Origin of the sequence: Streptomyces sp. NPDC020801, from assembly GCF_044334385.1 — a bacterium.
Lineage (GTDB): Bacteria > Actinomycetota > Actinomycetes > Streptomycetales > Streptomycetaceae > Streptomyces.
The window spans coordinates 767,279-788,096 of record NZ_JBIRST010000001.1 but is presented as its reverse complement, the minus strand read 5'-3'; the positions used below and the strand labels follow the sequence as shown (position 1 = coordinate 788,096).

Below are 20,818 nucleotides of genomic sequence, written 5' to 3'. Positions count from 1 at the left end.
ACCGGCCGCCTCTCACCGCGGAGTCGGCCGCACCAGCAGCTTGTTCGGGCGCAGTGTGATGCCGACCCGGACCGCGTCGTTGGACCCGGCGGCCTGCTCCAGGCGGAACTTCGTCGCCACCGCCGCCGTCACCAGCGTCAGCAGCGCCATGGAGAAGTGGTCGCTGGGGCACTTGCGATTGCCCACGCTGAACGGACTCATGGCGTATTTCGGTACGTCCTTCACCCGTTCCGGAATCCATCGGTCGGGATCGAACTCCAGGTTGTCCGGGTACGATCGCGGATCGCGCTGGATGGCGTACGGACTGTAGATGATGTCCGCCCCGGCCGGAATGCGATAGCCACCGAGTTCGGTGTCGGCAACCGCCCGCCGCGTCAATATCCATACGGCGGGCCGCAAGCGCATCGCCTCGACGATGACATTGTTGGTGTGTGTGAGCCTGTGGACGTCGTCGAATCCGACGGGCCGACCACCGGTCACGGTTTCGACCTCCGCACGGATCCGGTCCGCGTGTTCCGGATGGTTCGCGAGCACCCGCAGCAGCCACATGATCGTGGACGCGATCGTTTCACTGCCGGGGGTGAGTATCGCGACCACCTGGTCGTGGATCTCCTGTTCCCCGATGGGCTCGCCATTGTCGTCCTTCGCCTCCAGCAATGCCGTCAGCAAATCGTCCGGCTTTTGACCGGACGCGCGGCGCTCGGCGACGATCTCGTCCACCAGAAGATGCAAATCGGCCAATGCCCGGTTGAATTCCCGGATGCCCGGCAGCGGCAGCCGGTACAGCGGCCCGAGCGGGACCACCATCCGCCGGTACATGCCGTGGAAGACCGTGGCGAGCGCCACGCACAGGCGCTCGGCCCGCTCGTCCATGAACTGGCCGCGCAGCAGGCAGCGGGCCGCGATGCGCACGGCGATCCGGAAGGACTCCGAGGTGCAGTCGACGGTCTCGCCCGGCCGCCAGCGCCCGGTCAGCGCGTGCGCCTCCTCCTCCATGATCGGCCCGTAGGCGGGGATGGCGTCAAGCCGGAAGGCGGGCTGGATGGTGCGGCGCTGGCGGCGGTGCAGCGCGCCGTTGGCCGTGGCCACGCCCTCCTTGCCGAGCAGGCTCTCCAGAGACTCCCACAGCGGGCCGGAGATGATGTAGTCGGGGCTGAGTGCCACCGCCCCGGTGAGGGTCGGCGTGGTGACGGCGTACACCGTCTTCGGGCCGAGTTTGAGACGCACGACGTCGCCGTGGTCGCGCAGCTGGGCCATGAAGGCCAGCGGGTCGCGGACCAGTTTCAGGCCGTGGCCGAGGAAGGGGATCGCGCCTCCGGCCACGGGCGGCTCGCTCGGGTCCTGGGCCGTCCCCGGCGGGGTTTCGGGCTTCACCGACTCGACGGTCATTTCTCACCTGCCGCTTCGTTGTTGACATACGGGGGCGTGGACCGGTCGTCCCAGCTGTCGACCATGTACCGGCCGGACTCGTGGTGGAACCAGTAGACGGAACTGAACCAGTTCCGCATATTGCCGACACAGGTTCGCACGGCGACACCGAGTTCCTTTCCCCGCACCGTGCCGTCCGCGAGGCCGTCGGCGAAGCGTAATGCCTCCTGTTCCGCGACAAGGAATTTGGAGATGCATTCCTCGACGCGCCGCCGGATTTCCGTGACCGCCGCTTCGAGCGTCAGTCCGTCATGTTTGACAAGACTGATCCCAAGATTGTGTACCTCGTCGCCCGCGATTTCCTTGGGCAGCGAACACAGATCGTTGTACCAGGCGGCGAATTCCTGGCTGAGCAGTGCCGGGCGCCGGTATGCGGGGTGTTTCCGGACCACGTCCGGAAGTTCACAACCCGCGCTCGGCTCCAGCAGATCGGTCCATATCCAGTGCGCGAAGGTGAGCCGGCGCAGCGCCAGGTATTCCTCGACCGTGGGGACCACGCCCTCGGTGCGGTTGCGGAATTCCCGGTCGTACGCGTCGATCACCGCGTGGAAGTGCCGGGCGAACCGGGCGTTCCAGCGCGCCGACAGGAACGAGTACAGCCGCAGCACACTGTCCGCGAAGCCCGCGACCAGGGAGTCCTTGTGGTGCAGGTGGTCCTGGGGGGAGTCCAGAGCCGCGTGCAGCGCGCGCCGCAGCCGCCGCCAGGCGACCGGGCGGCCGTGCACGATGTCGCGGTCGTGACGGTCGTCCCAGACGAAGAACCAGGCGCTGTAGTCCGCTATCGCCTGGAGCACCTCGTCCGGGGCACCCAGGTAGTACCCCGCCATGAGATCGGTGTAGCGCAGGCCGTCGGCATGTTCCTCCACCTTGTCCGCAGGCATGAGCCGTTTTTCCAGTAGCCAGCAGCGGGTCTTCTCCTGGAGCCTTGGCCAATAGGCGTGCAGTTGCCTGGGAAACGCGGCCTCGATCATCGGGAGAGCGAGCGATGGTGGGACTGCGATCGTCGTCGAGGTCGATGCCGATGTGGTGCTGTACGGGAAAGCTTGCACGAACAAACCCCTCTCAGCCGCCAGTTGCGCACGCCCCTTCCGCCGTGCCGGGCGCACGCCGTCGCGTATCCCCGCTCTCCCATTCAGCACCACAACTGACCGTTCTGGGAACGGATTTGCCTCACCGACCGTGCCGGGGTGCCGAGAATATCCCCTTGTGTGGCTGATTATGAATCGATAGAAGAGCACAAAGGATCGAATGTGCGATGAACACATGAACGGCGCCGGACCGGTTCGACTTCCGGTCGGGCGCCGTGCGTACGGGCCACTCGGGACCCAACCGCCATGGCCGGCTCAGTCGTTGGCGACCACGGGGTAGCGCGGCTCGTTCTCGGCCATCTGACGCAGCGCGTCCTTGCGCTCCCGCTTGGAGAGCCGGTCGATGTACAGATAGCCGTAGAGGTGGTCCGTCTCGTGCTGCAAACACCGGGCGAAGTAACCGGTGCCGCGCACCTTGACCGGGTTGCCCTTCTCGTCCTGCCCGGTGACCTCGGCGTAGTCGGGGCGGGCGAGCGGCGCGTAGGCGGTGGGCACCGACAGGCAGCCCTCGTTGCTGTCGTCCAGCCGGCGCCGGTCGGCGGGCAGCTCGACCAGCCTGGGGTTGCAGACCACGCCGACGTGCCGGACGCCCTCGTCGTCCGGGCAGTCGTAGACGAAGACCTTCAGGTCCACGCCGATCTGGTTGGCGGCCAGGCCCACGCCCTCGGCGGTGCGCTGGCTGGCGAACATGTCCGCCACCAGCTGCTGGAGCTCCTCGCCGAACTCGGTGACGTCCTTGCACTCCTTGTGCAGCACGGGGTTGCCGACGACCGTGATCGGCCGTGAGGTGCCGCGCTCGCGCCAGGCCGTCTCGCGCTCCTCGCAGTTCTCCGTGTCGACGACGTAGCCCTCGTCGTCGACGGGGAGTACGCCCGCGTGCTGCTGACCGGTGTCCTGCTGAGCCATGACCGACCTGTGCCTGCCTTCCTGGAATGACTGATGCTGATAAAGAGTACGGCGACTGCTCAGCAGACCTCTTCCAGGTCCCGCCAGTCCCGCGAGTCCGGGCTGTCCGCCACCCAGCCGTCCAGCAGCCCGCGCACCAGTGCGGCCGGCGCGGCCACCCCGCACTCCCGCTCCGGCACCCACAGCTGTCCGTCGGTGCGGTGACCGAGCGGCCCGGGGTGCCCCGGCTCACTGTGGTCGTGCGGGTCCAGGTGCACGCCGTCGCCCTCGTCGGACGGCATCCGGGACTCCGAGCACATCCGGCACAGCAGCCGTACGGAGGACGACCAGTCCTCGGCGGCGAAGCCGGCGTCGGCGGCGAGCTGCTCCAGGGCGTCCCGGTCGGCCTCGGTGGCGGCCTCCAGGAGGACCACCCAGGTGGGCACCGGCGAGGGCGCCCACAGCTCGATCTCGTCGAAGACGGGGTAGGTGTGCCCCGCGGCGGTGGTCCGCTCCCCGTGCGGCACGCCGTCGTGCAGTACGACCTCGCCCCAGCGCCGCCCGGAGGAGGGCAGCGGAATGGACAGGACCTCGATCCGGGCCGGGTCGAGACGCCGGCCCCAGACCACCTCGGCCTCGCCCTCCGGGGACAGCCGGACGGCCGCGCTGCCCAGCTCCATGCCCACCGGTTCCCCGGCCGCGGCCGCTCCCCCGGGCACCCTCAGGCCGTAGGCCTGCCAGGCCCGCCGGGCCAGCGGCCAGTCCTGCAGGGCGGTGGCGGCGATGCCGACGTTCCACCAGTCGGGCGCCCCGGTCTCCTTCTCCAGCAGGGCCACGGCCCTCAGACCCGCCGCCCTGGCCTGCTCCCAGTCGTGCCGGAACTTGTGCAGCAGGGCGAGGTTGAACCAGGACTCGGACAGCCAGGGCTCCAGATCCGCGGCGCGTGTCAGCAGCGCGCCCGCGTCCTCGTACCGGCCGTCACCGATCAGGGTGAACGCACGGTCGGTGGCCTGCCGCCAGGAGGCGGAGGGCCGGTGCCGTCCCTTGCCGAAGATCCTCACGATTCCTGCCTGCCAGTTCCGTTCAGTGGGCTGGCTCATGCCCCCGGACACGCTCTCCTTCGCATCCAACCACGTACGGCTGGAAGGTCGCTCATTACCCATGGGTTACCCCACAGGAGGCGAGGTCAGACAATCGCGGGAGAGCACCCGGGCCAGGGACTCCACCACCTCGGGGGCGTAGTCGCCCGCGGTGGCCAGCCGCAGCTCCTCCAGCGCCTTGAGCGGCCCGCCGGGCCCGGCGTCGCGCGCCTTCTCCTCGTAGGCGTTGACGGCCCGCACGATCCGCGCGGACAGCGGCTGCTCCCTACAGGGGTCGGCCTGCCGCTCCACCACCACCGCGACCTGCGCGTCGACCCCGGTCTGCCTTACGACGGCGCCGCCGAGCAGCGCGATACGCCGCTGCTCCTCGGCGGGCAGGCCGGCCGTGGCCCCCGCGGGCACCGGGTCGACCAGGCTGAGCTGGCCGATGTCGTGCATCAGGGCCGCGTGCTCCAGCACGGTCAGCTCCGGCTCCGCCAGGCCCATCTCCCGCCCCACGGCCCTGCTGAGCGCGGCGACGCGCCGGGCGTGCCCGGCCGGGGTGCAGCCGGCCACCTCCGTGGCCCGGGCCAGGGAGGCGATGGTTTGCCGGTAGGTGGTCCGCACGGCCGCGTACCGGCGCAGGGAGAACTGGGTGAGCAGCAGCGGCAGCGAGAACACGGGCAGCGCCCACAGCCCCACGACGGCCACCGCCAGGGCCATCACCGCGCCCGTCGCGCACACCGCCGGGCCGATCCCGAGCAGGCCCCGCAGTTCCTCCCGCAGCAGCGGTCCGAACGGCCAGCGGGTACGGCAGTGCGCCGGCACGGCGGCCAGCACGGCGCCGCACAGGGCGGTGAGCACCAGCAGGGCGAGCAGCAGCAGGGCGTGGGCGGGTCCGCCCCACCCCCTGAACACCCCCCTGCCGTACAGGGGTTGGAAGCACACGGCCGCGAAGGCGACGGTGAGCAGGCGCCGCGCGAGGTGGTCGAGGGTCGGGCCGCGCCCGCGCGCGATGTGCGGCACGCTGCCGAGCAGCGCCGCGGCGAGCACCACGGCCACGACCTGGCAGGCGCCGTGGTGGCTGGGCCGTCCGGCGTCCTCGCCCAGCAGGGCGTACGACAGCGCCCCGGCGGCCCCGAGCGGCGCGGCCTCGCGGACGTCGGGCCCGGTCCACCGGGTGAGCTCCCCGACCAGCACGAGCACCCCGAAGGCGAGGGCGGCCCCGCGCTCGTGGAGACCGGACCGCAGGGTGGCGCCGAGGCAGAGCACGGCGACGAGGAGGGCGGAGCCGCGGATGAGGACCAGCAGGAAGGCCCGGCTCATCGGCGCGCTTCCTGGTGGCCGGGCACGGGCGGTTCCGGCGCAAGGACGCGGGTGCCGTCCTCGGCGGTGACGGCCGGGCGCCAGCCGTACCGGTCCAGGGCACGCACCAGCGCGGTGACCATCCGGGGGTCGAACTGCGCGCCCGCACAGCGCTCCAGCTCCGCCAGGGCGGCCCCGACCGGCCGGGCCCGCCGGTAGGACCGGGTGGAGGTCATCGCGTCGAACGCGTCGGCGACGGCCACCACGCGGGCGCACTCCGGGATCTGGCACCCGCTCAGCCCGTAGGGGTATCCGCTGCCGTCCAGCCGTTCGTGGTGGTGCAGGATCGCCGACCGGGCCTCGCCGAGGAAGGAGATCCCGCGCACCATCTCGTGCCCGTACTCGGGGTGCAGCTCGATCACCCGCCGCTCCTCGGGGGTCAGCGGCCCGTCCTTGCGCAGCAACCGGGTGGGGACGCCGAGCTTTCCCACGTCATGCAGGATGCCGGCGAACCGGAGCACCTCGACGCGGTCGTCGTCCATGCCGAGCTCGCGCGCGATCATCATCGAGGCGTGCCCGACCCGCTCGCTGTGGCCGCGGGTGTACCCGTCCTTGATGTCGACGGCCTGCACCAGCGCCCGGATCGTCGCCTGGTGGGCGGCCCGCTCGCGGTGGTACTGCGCGTACACCCACCAGGACACGCACATCGGCAGCAGCACCAGGAGCGCGGCGACCGGCCCGTACGGACTGCGCCACAGCACGGCCATCATCAGTCCCGCGAGACCGTGCACCGCGATCGGCGCCAGCGACCGGGTGAACAGTCCCTGCCAGGCGCGCCGCACCGGAACGCGCTCGGCCAGCGCGAGGATCCCGCCGTCCAGCGCGGTCAGTACCAGGCAGAACGCCGCCACGGCGGCCCCGGCCGGGACCAGGGCGTAGGGGAAGTCGGAGCCGACGACGGCGTCCCGGCCGCCCAGCGCCCAGTGCGTCCGGGCGGCTGCCCACACCGCCAGGGCCAGCTGGGCCGCCCGCCAGATCCGGCGCAGCCCCTCGGGGCGCTGTCCGGCCGGCACGAGCAGGGCGGCCGGCAGCGGGACCAGCGCGGCGGCGGGCGGAGGCAGCAGAAAGGCCGCGGCGAGCAGCACCGGGTAGAAGGGGCCGACGGCGCGCCGTCCGGCGAGCCGTTTGCAGCCCGCGTACACCGTGGCGAGCAGGCCGACCACCCACCAGGGCGTGTGCGTCACGGACAGCGGCAGCAGACAGAGCAGGGCGGCGAGGACGACACCGGCGACGTACGCACGGGCCTGTGGTGGAACCGCCTCCATGACGTCCCTCCCCGCCTCCCCGGTCACGCCCGTTGGCGCCTGTGCGCGGCAGCGAGCCTAGGACGGGCAGGCGGAGTGCGCGGGCCGATAACCCGCGCATTAGCACGTACGGGTGAAGATGGAGTGGTGCGGTGAAGGTGGGTCGGTCCCGGCCACACTGGCCGGGACCGGGACGGGCGGTCCGGGGTGCGGGCGGTCGGAACTCCCGGGTGACGGCGGGTCAGGACTCCTGGGGAGTCACCGGCGCCGCGGTCACGTCACGGTCGGAGACGGGCTGGCCGGAGCGGATCAGCTCGATCCGCCCCATGACCTTGGCGCGCAGGTCGGAGGGCACGTCGTCATGCCCGCAGCACCGCTTGACCAGCTTCTTCACGGCCTGTTCGAGACCGTACTTCTCCAGGCACGGTGAGCACTCCTCGAAGTGGTGCTCGAACTTGGTGCGATCGACTTCCGGCATCTCACTGTCGAGGAACTCGTACAAATGATCGAGTACCTCACTGCAGTCCGTCTCGTGCGGCTCTCCGCAGCTCATGAGCCCGAGCCTTTCGCTTCGTTCGACTCTCCGGCACCGGCCGGGACCAGCCCGCGCTCGCGGGCGTAGTCCTCGAGCATGCCGCGCAGTTGACGGCGGCCCCGGTGCAGCCGGGACATCACCGTACCGATGGGTGTCCCCATGATGTCCGCGATCTCCTTGTAGGCAAAGCCCTCCACGTCCGCGAGGTAGACGGCGATGCGGAACTCCTCGGGGATCGCCTGGAGCGCTTCCTTCACGTCCGAGTCGGGCAGGTGGTCGAGCGCCTGCGACTCCGCGGAGCGCAAGCCCGTCGACATGTGCGACTCGGCACGGGCGAGCTGCCAGTCCTCGATCTCCTCGGCCGCACTGCGCTGGGGTTCGCGCTGCTTCTTGCGGTAGGAGTTGATGAAGGTGTTGGTCAGGATCCGGTACAGCCACGCCTTGAGGTTGGTGCCCTCGCGGAACTGGTGGAACGACGCGTACGCCTTGGCGTACGTCTCCTGCACCAGGTCCTCGGCGTCGGCCGGGTTGCGCGTCATGCGCAGCGCGGCCGAGTACATCTGGTCGAGGAATTCGAGCGCGTCCCGCTCGAAGCGCGCACTGCGCTCGGCGGTCGACTCCGCGGACGCGTCCACGCCCGTGCCCTGGCCCTCGGGCAGCTCCGCCTGGCCGTTGTCGGTCCCTGCGTCGGTACCGGGAACCGGACCCACCTCCTCAAACGATGTCGCGAGACCGAAAGAAGTCCCACTGGAATCGGAGGATAGACGACCAGCGGCCGGGGGCGCTTGCCGATCCGGTCCGCCCGCCGCCCGAAGTGAGGCGGTCCTCGCCGCGTGCAGCACTGTCCAGTCCAGGTCAGCGCGGCTGCTGCGGCTCGAATCGGGCTCTGCCGGGCGCAGCCCGTCCACGGGGTGGTGGCGGGAGGCAGGCGGGCAGAAGGTCGAACCCATGCGGCGGACTTCCTCTCCTATGACGTCGGTGCCGACGACCAGCACTTACGTCGCCCTCAACAGCGGTGGACCGTCCGGCATTCCCAGCCGTCACCCCAGTGACGCGGCCCACTGGGCGACGCCGCCGGTGAGGACGCCGAGGGCCTCCTCCTGCGTGATCTCCGCCCGCTTCGGGACGGCGAATCCGTGATCGCCGTACGGGACCTCGATCAGCTCGTACGAGCCCTCCGGGAACTCCGCGGGCCTGCCGAACGGGTCGTTGCCGCCCTGGACGACGAGCGTGGGCACCCCGGCCCCGAGCAGCTCCTCGGCGCGGGACTTCTCCGGCCGGCCCGGCGGGTGCAGCGGGAAACTCAGGGCGAGTACGGCGTGCGCGCCCAGCCCGGCCGCCGTGCGGCAGGCCACGCGCGCGCCCGCGCTCCGGCCGCCGGAGACGACCGGCAGCCCCGGCCCGGCGAGCGCGGGCCAGATGCCCCGCCAGCCGGCGTCCAGCGTCTTCGGCGCGGGAGCCATCTTCCTGCCGGCCACCCGCCAGGGCTGCTCGACGAGGGCGACGGTCACGCCCTGCCCGGGGAGGGTCCGGGCGAGGGCCTGGAGGTCGCGGGCCTCGACACCACCGCCGACGCCGTGACTCACGGCGAGGACGAGCCGCGCCTTCTCGGCCCTGTGCCAGGTGATGCGGGCCGCGCCCGCCTCCGTCTCGACGGTCTCGGCGATCTCGGCGATCTCGGCGATCTCTGCGGTCTCTGCGGTCTCTGCGGTCTCTGCGGTCCGGGCGTTCTCGCTCACGTCAGAAGAGTGTGCCCTCTTCCGGGGCGGGCAGCTCCTTCAGCAGCTCCGGGCCGTTGTTGCGCACGTTGCTCACCGCCGTCGAGACGGGATGGGCGCGCATCAGCCCGGGCGGCGGGGGTGCCAGCAGCCCGCGCAGGTCGTCCACGTCCGTCCGGGCCGGGTCCAGCCAGGCGTCCCAGCGGTCCGGCGTCAGCATCAGCGGCATCCGGGGGTGGATGTCGGCCAGCGACCGCGGCCCCTCGGCCGGCGCCACCGCCAGCGGGGTCCGCTCCGCCTCCGTGGTGATCACCGAGCAGGTCGCCCACCAGGCCTGCGGGTGGTCGTCGGGCAGCGTGCGGTCCCGCCAGAACTCGTAGAGCCCCGCCATGGCGAAAACCGACCCGTCCGCCGGAGTCACGAAGTACGGCTGCTTCCGCGGCCGCTTCCGCCTCCCCTCGACCTCCAGGTCCCGTTCCTGGGTGCCGGTGACCCATTCGTAGTAGCCGTCGGCGGGCACGACGCAGCGGCGGGCCGCGAAGGCGCGGCGGTACGACGGCTTCTCGTGCACCGTCTCCGCGCGCGCGTTGATCATCCGGGCGCCGCCCTCGGGGGTCTTGGCCCAGGACGGCACGAGCCCCCACTTGAGCCTGCGCAGCTGCCGAACCGGCCGCTGGTCCCCGGCGTCCTTCACAGGGCGGTCCAGGACGACGTGGACCTCCTTGGTCGGGGCCACGTTGTAGTCGGGCGCGAGGGACTCCTCGTGCTCCCACTTCTCGATCTCAAAGATTCCTGCGAGATCCTCGGGTCCGCGACTCGCTGCATACCGTCCGCACATACGTGCAACACTGCCAGGCCCGACCGTCGCCCGGCCACCACCCGGCGACGGCGCCGCGCGCCGACCCCCATCGATCCGAGCACAGGGAGCCACCGGGAAACATGGACAGCACCGCCGCCTCTGCGCTGCCCGACCTCTGGGACCGGCTCATCGGCACCCAGCCCGACCCCGACCTGTGGGTGGTGATCGGCACCGCGCTCGCCGCGCTCGCCGTCGTCGTCCCGCACAGCCTGTGGCGTCTGTCCCGCAACGCGATCACCATCGCCCACGAGGGCGGCCACGGCCTGGTGGCACTGCTCACCGGCCGCACCCTGACCGGCATACGGCTGCACTCGGACACCAGCGGCCTCACCGTCAGCCGCGGCAAGCCGTACGGCATCGGCATGATCCTCACCGCGGCCGCCGGCTACACCGCTCCCCCGCTGCTGGGCCTGGGCGGCGCGGCGCTGCTCGCGGGCGGTCACATCACACTGCTGCTGTGGGTGGCCACGGCGCTGCTGGTGGCGATGCTGGTGATGATCCGCAACGCCTACGGGGCGGTGACGGTGATCCTCACGGGCGGCGCGTTCCTGCTGGTGTCGTGGCTGGCCGGCTCCCAGGTGCAGGCGGCGTTCGCGTACGCGGTGGTGTGGTTCCTGCTGCTCGGCGGGGTGCGCCCGGCCTTCGAGCTCCAGTCCAAGCGGTCGCACGGGGACGCCGGGGACTCCGACGCGGACCAGCTGTCCCGGCTGACGCACGTGCCCGCCGGAATGTGGCTTTTCCTGTTCCACGCGGTGTCACTGTGCTCGCTGATGGGCGGCGGGCGGTGGCTGCTGGGGATGTGATCCGGGCGCCGCGCCCGGACGACGGCCCGTGCAACCACCTCCTTATAAAGTGGGCCCATGGCCCCGAACAACGCACACACCGCCCTCTGGCCCGCCCCGCACGCGAGCGGAGCCGTCGACGCGACGGTCCACGTGCCCGGGTCCAAGTCGGTCACCAACCGCGCCCTGGTGCTCGCCGCCCTCGCCTCCGAGCCGGGCTGGCTGCGCCGCCCGCTGCGCTCCCGCGACACACTGCTGATGGCGGGCGCCCTGCGCGCGATGGGTGTCGGCATCGAGGAGACGGTGTCCTCCGCCTCCGGTGCGGGGGGCTCCGGCGAGGCGTGGCGGGTGATCCCCGCGGGCCTGCACGGCCCGGCCACGGTCGACGTCGGCAACGCGGGCACGGTGATGCGCTTCCTGCCGCCGGTCGCCGCGCTGGCCGACGGTCCCATCCGCTTCGACGGCGACCCCCGGTCCTACGAGCGCCCGCTGCACGGTGTCATCGACGCGCTGCGCGCCCTCGGCGCCCGGATCGACGACGGCGGCCGCGGCGCGCTGCCGCTGACGGTGCACGGCGGCGGGGCGCTGGACGGCGGGACCGTCGAGATCGACGCCTCGTCCTCGTCCCAGTTCGTCAGCGCCCTGCTGCTGTCCGGCCCGCGCTTCAACCAGGGCGTCGAGGTCCGGCACGTCGGCTCGACCCTGCCGTCGATGCCGCACATCCGGATGACGGTCGACATGCTGCGCGCGGTGGGCGCCCAGGTGGACACCCCGGAGTCGGGCGGCGAGCCGAACGTCTGGCGGGTCACGCCGGGCGCCCTGCTCGGCCGGGACCTGACCGTGGAGCCCGACCTGTCCAACGCCCAGCCGTTCCTGGCGGCGGCGCTGGTCACCGGCGGCAAGGTGATCGTCCCGGACTGGCCGGCCCGGACGACCCAGCCGGGTGACCGGCTGCGGCAGATCTTCACCGAGATGGGTGGTTCCTGCGAACTCACCGAGTCCGGCCTGGTGTTCACCGGTTCGGGGTCCGTGCACGGCATCGACGTCGACCTGGGCGAGGTCGGCGAGCTGACGCCGGGCATCGCGGCCGTCGCGGCGCTGGCGGACTCGCCCTCGACCCTGCGGGGCGTGGCCCATCTGCGGCTGCACGAGACGGACCGGCTGGCCGCGCTGACCAAGGAGATCAACGAGCTCGGCGGTGATGTGACCGAGACGGCCGACGGACTGCACATCCGCCCGCGCCGGCTGCACGGCGGGATCTTCCACACCTACGAGGACCACCGCATGGCGACCGCCGGTGCGATCATCGGCCTGGCGGTCGAGGGTGTGCAGATCGAGAACGTGGCGACGACGGCGAAGACCCTGCCGGACTTCCCCGAGCTGTGGACCGGGATGCTCGGGTCGTAGGGACGCGAGGACCAGGTCATGCGCCGCTACGGCAAGCACACCGACGAGGACGACATCCGCTCCCGCCCCAACCGGCGGGGCAACCGGCCGCGCACCCACATCCGGCCCAAGCACGAGGACGCCGCCGAGGGCATGGTGCTCACGGTCGACCGGGGGCGGCTGACGTGCCTCGTCGAGGGCCGTACGGTCTTCGCGATGAAGGCCCGCGAGCTGGGACGCAAGGCGGCGGTCGTGGGCGACCAGGTCGCCCTGGTCGGCGATCTGTCCGGGAAGAAGGACACCCTCGCCCGCATCGTCCGCATCGAGGAGCGCACCTCGGTACTGCGCCGCACGGCGGACGACGACGACCCCTACGAGCGCGTGGTCGTGGCCAACGCCGACCAGCTGGCCATCGTCACCGCGCTCGCCGACCCCGAGCCGCGCCCCCGCCTGATCGACCGCTGCCTGGTGGCGGCGTTCGACGGCGGCCTGACGCCGCTCCTGGTCATGACGAAGTCGGACCTGGCCCCACCGGACCAACTCCTCGAACTGTACGGGGCGTTGGACATCCCCTACGTCGTCACCAGCCGCGAGGAACTGGAGAACGGCGACGCCGCCGACCGGGTGCGCGAGCAGCTGAACGGGAAGGTCACGGCGTTCGTCGGCCACTCCGGTGTCGGCAAGACGACGCTCGTCAACGCGCTGGTGCCAAAGGACCTGCGGCGGGTGACGGGCCATGTGAACGCGGTGACGGGCCGCGGCCGGCACACCACCACCTCGGCGCTCGCGCTGCCGCTGGGCGGCGCCGGAGGCTGGGTCGTCGACACCCCTGGCGTACGGTCGTTCGGCCTCGCGCACGTCGATCCCTCCCGTGTCATCCATGCCTTCCCCGACCTGGGGCCGGGCACGGAGGGCTGCCCGCGCGCATGCAGTCACGACGAGCCGGACTGCGCGCTGGACCAGTGGGTCGCCGAGGGGCACGCGGACCCGGCGCGGCTGTACTCGCTGCGCCGGCTGCTGGCCACGCGGGAACGGACGGAAGGCGACTGACCTCCGCGTTGTTTGCCTGCGGCGCGGTGCGGCAAGTGCATAATCGCACGGAGTCGGATCCAGACCTGCCCCAAGCATGACGAAGCGGTCACGGCACGCGAACGCACGGGAGGACAGCACATGGCGTGGCTGCTGGTCATTGTGGCCGGGTTGCTCGAGACCGGCTTCGCCGTGTGTCTGAAGCTGTCCCACGGTTTCACCAGACTCTGGCCGACCATCGCCTTCTGCTCCTTCGCCCTCGGCAGCTTCGGCCTGCTCACCCTGTCCCTGAGGAAGCTGGACGTGGGCCCGGCGTACGCGGTGTGGACGGGCATCGGCGCGGCGGGCACCGCCATCTACGGCATGGTCTTCCTGGGCGACCTGGTGTCGACGCTGAAGATCGTCTCGATCAGCCTCGTCATCATCGGCGTGATCGGGCTGCAGCTGTCCGGTTCCGCGCACTGAGGCGGTACAACTCCGCTGGCCGTCAGACCGGTTGGCGGCTGAGGACCCCGCGTACGAGTTCGGCCACCCCTCCCTCGCCCGGCGGGGCGGCGACGCAGGACAGGGCGAGGCGGACCACGAGCTCGCAGGTGCGGGCCAGGTCCGCGCCGTCCGCGCGGGGTGTGCCGGGCGGTGCCAGCAGGGCCACGGCACGGTCGCGGACGATCGCCACGAAGTCGCCGGGCGAGGGCAGCGGTCCGTCCGCCCTGCGCTGCGCCGGCACGGCGGAGGAGGAGGGCACCGCCGACAGCGTGAGCGAGGGCAGCCGCTCGCTCCAGCAACCGGTGAGCATCGCTTTGACCAGCGCGTTCCCACGGGCCGCCGAGGCGGTCCACTCGGCGGCGGCGGTGAGCTTCTCGCGCGGATCACTAGGGGTGGCCAGCGCGCGCTCGGCCCCGGCCAGATAGCCGTCCGCCTCCCTTCTGACCAGCGCCCGGGCCAGCCCCTCCTTGCTGCCGAACTCGTTGTACAGCGTCTGCCGGGAGACTCCGGCCGCCGCGGCGACGTCCACCATCCGCACGGCGGACCACGGCCGGCGCGCCAGCGCCGAATAGGCGGCGTCCAGCAGGGATTCCCGCGCTGCAGGCATCATCGCCTCCCTGGGGCGAGCGACTCTGCGCCCAGATTTGACGCGTGCGGATGCACTGTCAAGGGTTCGTGAAGGCACCGAGGGGGCGCTTGTCGGCCACCTTGCGTCGGGTCCGCGCCGCCCGCGCCCACCGCCACGGCTCCCCGCCGTCCCGGCGTCCCGGCGTCCCGGCGTCCCGGCCACGGTCCCCCGCCGTCCCTGCCACGCCTCCCCGCCGTCCCGGCCCCCTGTAGCCCCCTACCCCCCGGACGGATACGGTTCCTACATGCCGGACTACCTCGACGACCTGCGCCTTGCCCACGTTCTCGCGGACGCGGCCGACGCCGCCACCATGGACCGCTTCAAGGCCCTCGACCTCAAGGTCGACACCAAGCCGGACATGACACCGGTCAGTGAAGCGGACAAGGCGGCGGAAGAACTGATCCGCGGCCAGCTGCAACGCGCCCGCCCCCGCGACGCGGTCCTCGGCGAGGAGTACGGGATCGAGGGCACCGGCCCCCGCCGCTGGGTCGTCGACCCGATCGACGGCACCAAGAACTACGTCCGCGGCGTCCCTGTCTGGGCCACGCTCATCTCCCTGACGGAGGCGGGCGAAGGGGGCTACCAGCCCGTCGTGGGCGTGGTCTCGGCTCCCGCCCTCGGCCGCCGCTGGTGGGCCGCGAAGGGCCACGGCGCGTTCAGCGGCCGCAGCCTGTCGAAGGCGTCCAGGCTCCAGGTCTCGCGGGTCGCGAACCTGGCGGACGCCTCCTTCGCGTACTCCTCGCTGAGCGGCTGGGAGGAGCAGGGCCGCCTGAACGGATTCCTGGATCTGACCCGCGAGGTCTGGCGCACCCGCGCCTACGGCGACTTCTGGCCCTACATGATGGTCGCCGAGGGCTCGGTCGACCTGTGTGCCGAACCCGAGCTGTCGCTGTGGGACATGGCGGCGAACGCGATCGTCGTCACGGAGGCCGGCGGCACCTTCACCGGCCTGGACGGCCGTCCCGGCCCGCACAGCGGCAACGCGGCCGCGTCGAACGGACTGCTGCACGACGAGATGCTGGGGTATCTCAACAGGCGCCACTGAGAAACGGGAGACGCCTGCGCACGCCCCCAACCGGCCGCGCGCGCCCTCTTGTTGACTACCGCTTTACCTGCAACTCTAAGAGTCCCCCCACTTGTGAACTTGTGAATCCGTGAACTAGCTCGGATTCCTCAGGAGGTGGCTCCATCCCATGCTCGTCCGCGACGCCATGAGCACGGTGGTCCTCACCATCGGCCCCGCCCATACCCTCCGCCAGGCCGCAGCCCTGATGTCCGCCCGCCGGGTCGGCGCGGCCGTGGTCTACGACCCCGACGCCGGCGGAATCGGCATCCTCACCGAACGCGACATCCTCAACTCCGTAGGCCTGGGCCAGAACCCGGACGCGGAGCCCGCCCATGCCCACACCACCACCGACGTCGTGTTCGCCGCCCCGTCCTGGACGCTGGAGGAGGCGGCCCGCGCCATGGCGCACGGCGGCTTCCGCCATCTCATCGTCCTCGACGGCGGCGAACCGGCGGGCATCGTCTCGGTCCGCGACATCATCCGCTGCTGGGCACCGGCCCGGCAGCACGCGGAGCAGGTGCCCGCCTGAGCACCCGCCTACGCGCCGGTCCGCGACAAGAGCGGGCCGGACAACGACAGGAGAGGGCCGGTCCGCGACGAGAGCGGGCCGGGCCCCGAAGAAACCCGGCCCACCGGCCACGACAAGCGGTCCAGTTGCTGGAGCTCAGCCCCGCAGTGCCTGCACCGCGGCCTCCAGCCGCTTGCCGAAGTCGCCGTCCGCCCGGCGGAAGTTGCCGATCGCGCGCTCGACGATGTCCTCGCGCGAGACCTGGGAGATGGCGCCCGCCAGGTTGCCGATCAGACGGTCCTTCTCCTCTTCGGTCATCAGCCGGTAGAGGTTGCCAGCCTGGACGAAGTCGTTGTCCTCGGCGTGCACCGGCGCCTCGTGGTCGCCGGTGACTCCGGAGACCGGCAGCGGCTGCCACAGCGGCCGGTCCGTCTGGAACGGGCCGCCGAAGCTGTTCGGCTCGTAGTTCTTCGCGCCCTTGTGGCGGCCGTCGTAGAGATGGCCGTCACGGGAGTTGGTGCGCGCCTCGGTGGCGTGCGGGCGGTTCACCGGCAGGTGGTCGGCGTTGATGCCGACGCGGTAGCGGTGCGCGTCGCCGTAGGCGAACAGACGGCCCTGGAGCATCTTGTCCGGGGACGGGCCGATCCCGGGCACGAAGTGCGCCGGGGAGAAGATCGACTGCTCGACCTCGGCGAAGATGTTCTCCGGATTGCGGTTGAGCTCCAGCCTGCCGATCTCGATGACCGGGTGGTCCGCGTGCGGCCACACCTTGGTCAGGTCGAACGGGTTGAAGCGGTAGCCGGCGGCATCGGCGGCGGGCATGATCTGCACGCCGACCGTCCAGGACGGGAACTCGCCGCGCTCGATCGCCTCGCGCAGGTCGCGCTGGTGGGAGTCGGGGTCCTCACCGGCGAGCCTGTCGGCCTCCTCCTGGGTGAGGCACTTGATCCCCTGGTCGGTCTTGAAGTGGTACTTGACCCAGAAGACCTCGCCGGCCTCGTTGTTCCACTGGTAGGTGTGCGATCCGAAGCCGTCCATGTGGCGGTAGGACGCCGGGATGCCGCGATCACCGAACAGCCAGGTCACCTGGTGCGTGGACTCCGGCGACAGGCTCCAGAAGTCCCAGACGTTGTCCATCTCCGTCGAGCCCGTGTAGGGGTCGCGCTTCTGCGTGTGGATGAAGTCGGGGAACTTGATGGCGTCCTTGATGAAGAACACCGGGGTGTTGTTGCCGACGAGGTCGTAGTTGCCCTCTTCCGTGTAGAACTTCAGCGCGAAGCCGCGCGGGTCGCGGACCGCGTCCGCGGCACCGAGGTTGCCGGCCACGGTGGAGACACGGAGGAAGGTCTCCGTCTGCTTGCCGACCTCGGAGAGGAACTTGGCCCGGGTGTACCTCGTCACGTCGGCCGTGACCGTGAAGGTGCCGTAGGCCCCGGCGCCACGGGCGTGCACCACACGCTCCGGGATGCGCTCACGGTTGAAGTGGGCCAGCTTCTCCAGCAGGAGCTGGTCCTGGACGAGCACGGGGCCGCCGGCGCCCGCGGTCTCGCTGTTCTGGTTGTCGGCCACCGGAGCACCGGCCTCCGTCGTGAGCGGTCCCTGGGTCACGTCGCCTCCTGCGCCACTTGCGTCTGTTCCTGTCCCTTGGCCAAAGCCGATCTCGATCCTACATTGGACAATATCCAAGTCAAGTTGAGCTCTAAAGTCACACCCGTTCGGAAACTGTTCCCCTTGCTGTTAAGCTGGCGGCTATGAGTGACCTTCTGGAACGGCTGCGCGGCCGCGGATGGCGGATGACCGCGCAGCGGCGCGTCGTGGCCGAGGTCCTCGACGGCGAACACGTCCATCTGACGGCCGACGAGGTCCACGCCCGGGCTGTCGCCAAGCTGCCCGAGATCTCCCGGGCGACCGTCTACAACACGCTGGGCGAGCTCGTGACGCTCGGCGAGGTGCTCGAGGTCACCACGGACAGGCGCGCCAAGCGGTACGACCCGAACGCGCACCAGCCGCACCATCACCTGGTCTGCGCCGGCTGCGGCGCGATCCGCGACGTCCATCCGAGCGGCAACCCGCTGGCCGACCTCCCGGACTCGGAGCGCTTCGGCTTCACGGTCTCGGACGTCGAGGTGACGTACCGCGGGCTCTGCCCGAACTGCGCGGCGGCCTGACCGCGGGCTGCGGCGGCGCCCGAGCACGAGACCTACGCGAAAACCCCGGCACCAGTGAGGTGCCGGGGTTTCGTCGCACACGGGCGATGTTCTCGCCGCACTCGGGCGGCGACGAGGCAGCCGCACTCGAATCTTGAGGGCGAGGGAGGCAAGGGGGCAGGGGGCAGGGGGGGACAAACACCGAGGGCCGGAATCCTTGATCGGATTCCGGCCCTCGGCCTTCAGTAGCGGGGACAGGATTTGAACCTGCGACCTCTGGGTTATGAGCCCAGCGAGCTACCGAGCTGCTCCACCCCGCGTCGACGAATAGAACACTACGTGATCGACGGGAGAAGAGGCAAATCGCTTCCGGGGAGCCGCTCCGGTGGACCCGGCGTCACGCCGACAGTTCCTCGCGCAGCGCGTCCCGGAGCCGCGCCGCCCGCTCCGCGACCTCAGCCGGTCCGAGCGCCACGGCCCGGTCGGCCCAGCGCTGCCCCTCGGCCAGCTCGCCCCGACGCGCGTAGACGAGAGCCAGCCGGAGCGCCGCCCGTCCGTGCCCGGCGTCCGCGGCCCGTGCCCACCACACGGCCGCCTCCGGCTCACTGCCCTCCCGGGCGAGCAGCAGCCCCAGATTGAACGCGCCGTTGCGGGACCCGGCCTCCGCGGCCGTCCGGTACCACCGCGCGGCCTCGACCACGTCGCCCCGGGCGGCGGCCAGCATGCCGACCCGCACCTGCGCGCGCCGGTGCCCCTGGGAGGCCGCCCGCTCGTACCACCCCTCGCACTCGGTCTTCTCGTGGACCGTCGACTCCCCGAGCTCGTGCGCGGGCACCGGCGGCCGTCGCGCGTCGAGCACGGTCGCCAGCCGGTACGCGGCCTCCGTGCTGCCGCCCCCGGCCGCGCACCGCAGATGCCGCTCGGCCTCCTGCTCGTCGCCCGAACGCAGCCGGGCGATCCCCACCTGCAGTGCCGCCTCCGTGTGCCCGGCGCCCGCCGCCCGCTCGTACCACCGCAGGGCCTCGGCCTCCAGGCCCCGCCCGGCGTAGAGGATGCCCAGGTTGAACGCGGCGTCCACGCTGCCGGCCTCGGCGGCCTTGGAGAACCACGGCTCGGCCCCGGTCTCGTCCCCGCCCTGCAGCAGCAGGATGGCCAGCGCGTTCGCCGCCTCCCGGTGCCCGGCGTAGGCCGCGCGCCGGTACCACTGCTCGGCCTGGGTGGTCCGGCCCTGCTCGGCGCAGAGCAGCCCGAGGTTGTAGGCGCCGTTGACGTCGCCGGCGTCCATCGCCGCCCGGTACCAGCGCTCGGCGGTCTGGGTCTCGCCGCGCTCGGCGTGCAGCGCGCCCAGCGCGTTGGCCGCGTTGCCGTCGCCGTCCTGCGCGGCCCGCAGCCACCACACGGCCGCACTCTCGCTGTCACCGGCGTCCCGCAGCAGGAACCCCAGCGCGCAGGCGGCCCGCGCCTCGCCGTCCTTGGCGGAGGTCAGGTACCAGCGGCCGGCCTCCTTGAGCTCCCCCCGCTTCTCCAGGATCGCGCCGAGGTGCAGCGCGGCCCGCCGGTGGCCGCGCGCGGCGGCCTGCCGGTACCACTGCTCGGCCTCCTCCAGCCCGCCGACACCGTTGTCACCGTCACAGTCGGCTGCGGTCCGCCGGTCCAGTGCCCGCGCCAGCCGGTACGCCGCCTCCCGGTGCCCCCGCTCGGCGGCGACCCGCATCCAGCGCTCGGCCCCGGCGTCCGCGCGGTGCTCCAGCAGATCGGCGAGCGCGTACGAGCCGAGCACGTGCCCCTGCTCGGCCGCCTGGCGCAGCCAGTACTCCGCGGCGGGCTCGTCGCCCCGCTCGCGGTGGTGCCGTCCGAGCGCGTGGGCGGCCGCCGCGGAGCCGGCCACGGCGGCGATGCGCCACCATCCGGCGGCCTCGTCGGCGTATCCACGCTGGTGGAGGAGGACTCCCAGGTTGTTGGCGGCGGCGCGGTCGCCGGCCGCGGTGGCGGCCCGCAGATGGGTCTCGGCCGCATCGAGATCGCCACGGCGCAGCAGCATGGCGCCGAGGACGCTCATCGCCTCGACGTCGCCCGTCTCGGCGGCGAGCCGGCGGCGCGCCAGCTCGGCGACCTCGTCGGCCGCCGCGCCCGTCTCGTCCCGGGTTCCGTCCCCGATCTCCGCGGACACCAGCGCCCCCGCGGAGTCCACGGGCTCCACCAACTCGACGGCCTCCACGAACTCCACGGACTCGACGGCCTCCACGCTCTCCACCGACTCGACGGTCTCCAGAAACTCCCCGGTCCCGGCGGACGCCTTGGACTCCGCGGACTCCCCTGGATCCGAAGCCCGCACAAATCGCCCTGTCTCGAACAGAGTTACCTTGTCCCCCATAACGTCCATCGTCGCACCACCTGCAACCTGGGTACACCTGGTATACCGCAGCCAGTGAGGTCACTTCAGCGTTTTGTCGACATGCCCACAGAGAGACAAGTCAAACACAGATGGCCCAACTCCCCGCGGCGGCACGACCGTCCCACAGGTCGGCACATGCGTTCGCACACCACGAAGGCCCGGATCCGCAGCGGGATCCGGGCCTTCGGTC

The 20,818-nt window shown here is 71.7% G+C and carries 20 protein-coding genes and 1 tRNA gene; 7 read left to right on the top strand and 14 right to left on the bottom strand.

All coding sequences use genetic code 11. The annotated features are described in order from the left end of the window. Positions 1-12: 12 nt before the first annotated feature. The 10 genes from ACH4UM_RS03725 to ACH4UM_RS03680 all read right to left on the bottom strand — a co-directional run bounded on the left by ACH4UM_RS03725 (position 13) and on the right by ACH4UM_RS03680 (position 10,180). Positions 13-1,389 carry a cytochrome P450 gene (locus ACH4UM_RS03725; protein WP_398173115.1) on the bottom strand — a complete coding sequence of 459 codons (1,377 nt, stop codon included), beginning with the start codon at positions 1,387-1,389 and terminating at the stop codon, positions 13-15. Beyond that, positions 1,386-2,477, bottom strand: a complete 1,092-nt coding sequence (gene cyc1, locus ACH4UM_RS03720) for an epi-isozizaene synthase (protein ID WP_398173113.1) — start codon at positions 2,475-2,477, stop codon at positions 1,386-1,388. Before cyc1 ends, ACH4UM_RS03725 begins: the two co-directional genes overlap by 4 nt. Before the next feature lie 294 nt (positions 2,478-2,771). After that, complete coding sequence (gene def / locus ACH4UM_RS03715; protein ID WP_398173111.1) at positions 2,772-3,422, bottom strand: peptide deformylase; 651 nt, start codon at positions 3,420-3,422, stop codon at positions 2,772-2,774. 59 nt (positions 3,423-3,481) lie between these two features. Beyond that, a complete protein-coding gene (locus ACH4UM_RS03710) occupies positions 3,482-4,462 on the bottom strand; it encodes a tetratricopeptide repeat protein (RefSeq protein ID WP_398173608.1) in 981 nt (326 codons plus the stop codon). 105 nt (positions 4,463-4,567) lie between these two features. After that, positions 4,568-5,806: an HD-GYP domain-containing protein gene (locus ACH4UM_RS03705; protein ID WP_398173109.1), complete on the bottom strand. Its 1,239-nt coding sequence runs from the start codon at positions 5,804-5,806 to the stop codon at positions 4,568-4,570. Next, positions 5,803-7,110, bottom strand: coding sequence for an HD-GYP domain-containing protein (locus tag ACH4UM_RS03700; RefSeq protein ID WP_398173107.1), 1,308 nt, complete (start codon positions 7,108-7,110; stop codon positions 5,803-5,805). The genes ACH4UM_RS03705 and ACH4UM_RS03700 overlap by 4 nt, the downstream gene beginning before the upstream one ends. Positions 7,111-7,330: 220 nt before the next feature. After that, a complete protein-coding gene (gene rsrA, locus ACH4UM_RS03695) occupies positions 7,331-7,642 on the bottom strand; it encodes a mycothiol system anti-sigma-R factor (RefSeq protein ID WP_398173105.1) in 312 nt (103 codons plus the stop codon). After that, on the bottom strand, positions 7,639-8,334 hold the full coding sequence (sigR, locus tag ACH4UM_RS03690) for an RNA polymerase sigma factor SigR (protein WP_398173103.1): 696 nt from the start codon (positions 8,332-8,334) through the stop codon (positions 7,639-7,641). The genes rsrA and sigR overlap by 4 nt, the downstream gene beginning before the upstream one ends. 330 nt (positions 8,335-8,664) lie before the next feature. Then, on the bottom strand, positions 8,665-9,291 hold the full coding sequence (locus ACH4UM_RS03685) for an alpha/beta family hydrolase (protein ID WP_398173606.1): 627 nt from the start codon (positions 9,289-9,291) through the stop codon (positions 8,665-8,667). 73 nt (positions 9,292-9,364) lie between these two features. Next, entirely contained in the window at positions 9,365-10,180 is an 816-nt protein-coding gene (locus tag ACH4UM_RS03680) for an SOS response-associated peptidase (protein ID WP_398173101.1), read from the bottom strand. Between the two features lie 101 nt (positions 10,181-10,281). Between ACH4UM_RS03680 and ACH4UM_RS03675 the strand changes: the two genes are divergently transcribed. The 4 genes from ACH4UM_RS03675 to ACH4UM_RS03660 all read left to right on the top strand — a co-directional run bounded on the left by ACH4UM_RS03675 (position 10,282) and on the right by ACH4UM_RS03660 (position 13,863). After that, positions 10,282-11,004 carry a M50 family metallopeptidase gene (locus tag ACH4UM_RS03675; protein ID WP_398173099.1) on the top strand — a complete coding sequence of 241 codons (723 nt, stop codon included), beginning with the start codon at positions 10,282-10,284 and terminating at the stop codon, positions 11,002-11,004. A 57-nt stretch (positions 11,005-11,061) separates the two neighbouring features. Beyond that, positions 11,062-12,390: a 3-phosphoshikimate 1-carboxyvinyltransferase gene (gene aroA, locus ACH4UM_RS03670; RefSeq protein WP_398173097.1), complete on the top strand. Its 1,329-nt coding sequence runs from the start codon at positions 11,062-11,064 to the stop codon at positions 12,388-12,390. Positions 12,391-12,408: 18 nt separating this feature from the next. Next, the gene (gene rsgA, locus ACH4UM_RS03665) at positions 12,409-13,419 is read left to right on the top strand and encodes a ribosome small subunit-dependent GTPase A (protein WP_398173095.1); all 1,011 of its coding nucleotides are present in this window, start codon (positions 12,409-12,411) and stop codon (positions 13,417-13,419) included. Between the two features lie 120 nt (positions 13,420-13,539). Beyond that, the gene (locus tag ACH4UM_RS03660; RefSeq protein WP_398173093.1) at positions 13,540-13,863 is read left to right on the top strand and encodes a DMT family transporter; all 324 of its coding nucleotides are present in this window, start codon (positions 13,540-13,542) and stop codon (positions 13,861-13,863) included. Positions 13,864-13,885: 22 nt separating this feature from the next. Here the strand turns inward: ACH4UM_RS03660 and ACH4UM_RS03655 are convergent, their stop codons facing one another. Then, positions 13,886-14,494, bottom strand: coding sequence for a TetR/AcrR family transcriptional regulator (locus tag ACH4UM_RS03655; RefSeq protein ID WP_398173091.1), 609 nt, complete (start codon positions 14,492-14,494; stop codon positions 13,886-13,888). A gap of 262 nt (positions 14,495-14,756) precedes the next feature. On the opposite strand from ACH4UM_RS03655, the gene hisN reads away from it, so the two are divergent. Both hisN and ACH4UM_RS03645 read left to right on the top strand, forming a co-directional pair. Then, on the top strand, positions 14,757-15,557 hold the full coding sequence (gene hisN, locus ACH4UM_RS03650; RefSeq protein WP_398173089.1) for a histidinol-phosphatase: 801 nt from the start codon (positions 14,757-14,759) through the stop codon (positions 15,555-15,557). A gap of 148 nt (positions 15,558-15,705) precedes the next feature. After that, positions 15,706-16,107 carry a cyclic nucleotide-binding/CBS domain-containing protein gene (locus ACH4UM_RS03645; RefSeq protein ID WP_398173087.1) on the top strand — a complete coding sequence of 134 codons (402 nt, stop codon included), beginning with the start codon at positions 15,706-15,708 and terminating at the stop codon, positions 16,105-16,107. A gap of 135 nt (positions 16,108-16,242) precedes the next feature. Here the strand turns inward: ACH4UM_RS03645 and ACH4UM_RS03640 are convergent, their stop codons facing one another. After that, complete coding sequence (locus ACH4UM_RS03640; protein WP_398173085.1) at positions 16,243-17,694, bottom strand: catalase; 1,452 nt, start codon at positions 17,692-17,694, stop codon at positions 16,243-16,245. A 143-nt stretch (positions 17,695-17,837) separates the two neighbouring features. Here ACH4UM_RS03640 and ACH4UM_RS03635 point away from each other — a divergent pair, with 143 nt between their 5' ends. Next, positions 17,838-18,254 (top strand): Fur family transcriptional regulator, encoded by a 417-nt coding sequence (locus ACH4UM_RS03635; RefSeq protein WP_398173083.1) that lies wholly within the window; start codon positions 17,838-17,840, stop codon positions 18,252-18,254. 225 nt (positions 18,255-18,479) lie between these two features. Here ACH4UM_RS03635 and ACH4UM_RS03630 read toward each other — a convergent pair. After that, positions 18,480-18,553 (bottom strand) — tRNA-Met (locus ACH4UM_RS03630). Positions 18,554-18,630: 77 nt separating this feature from the next. Further along, positions 18,631-20,616 (bottom strand): tetratricopeptide repeat protein, encoded by a 1,986-nt coding sequence (locus tag ACH4UM_RS03625; RefSeq protein ID WP_398173082.1) that lies wholly within the window; start codon positions 20,614-20,616, stop codon positions 18,631-18,633. Positions 20,617-20,818 lie beyond the last annotated feature (202 nt).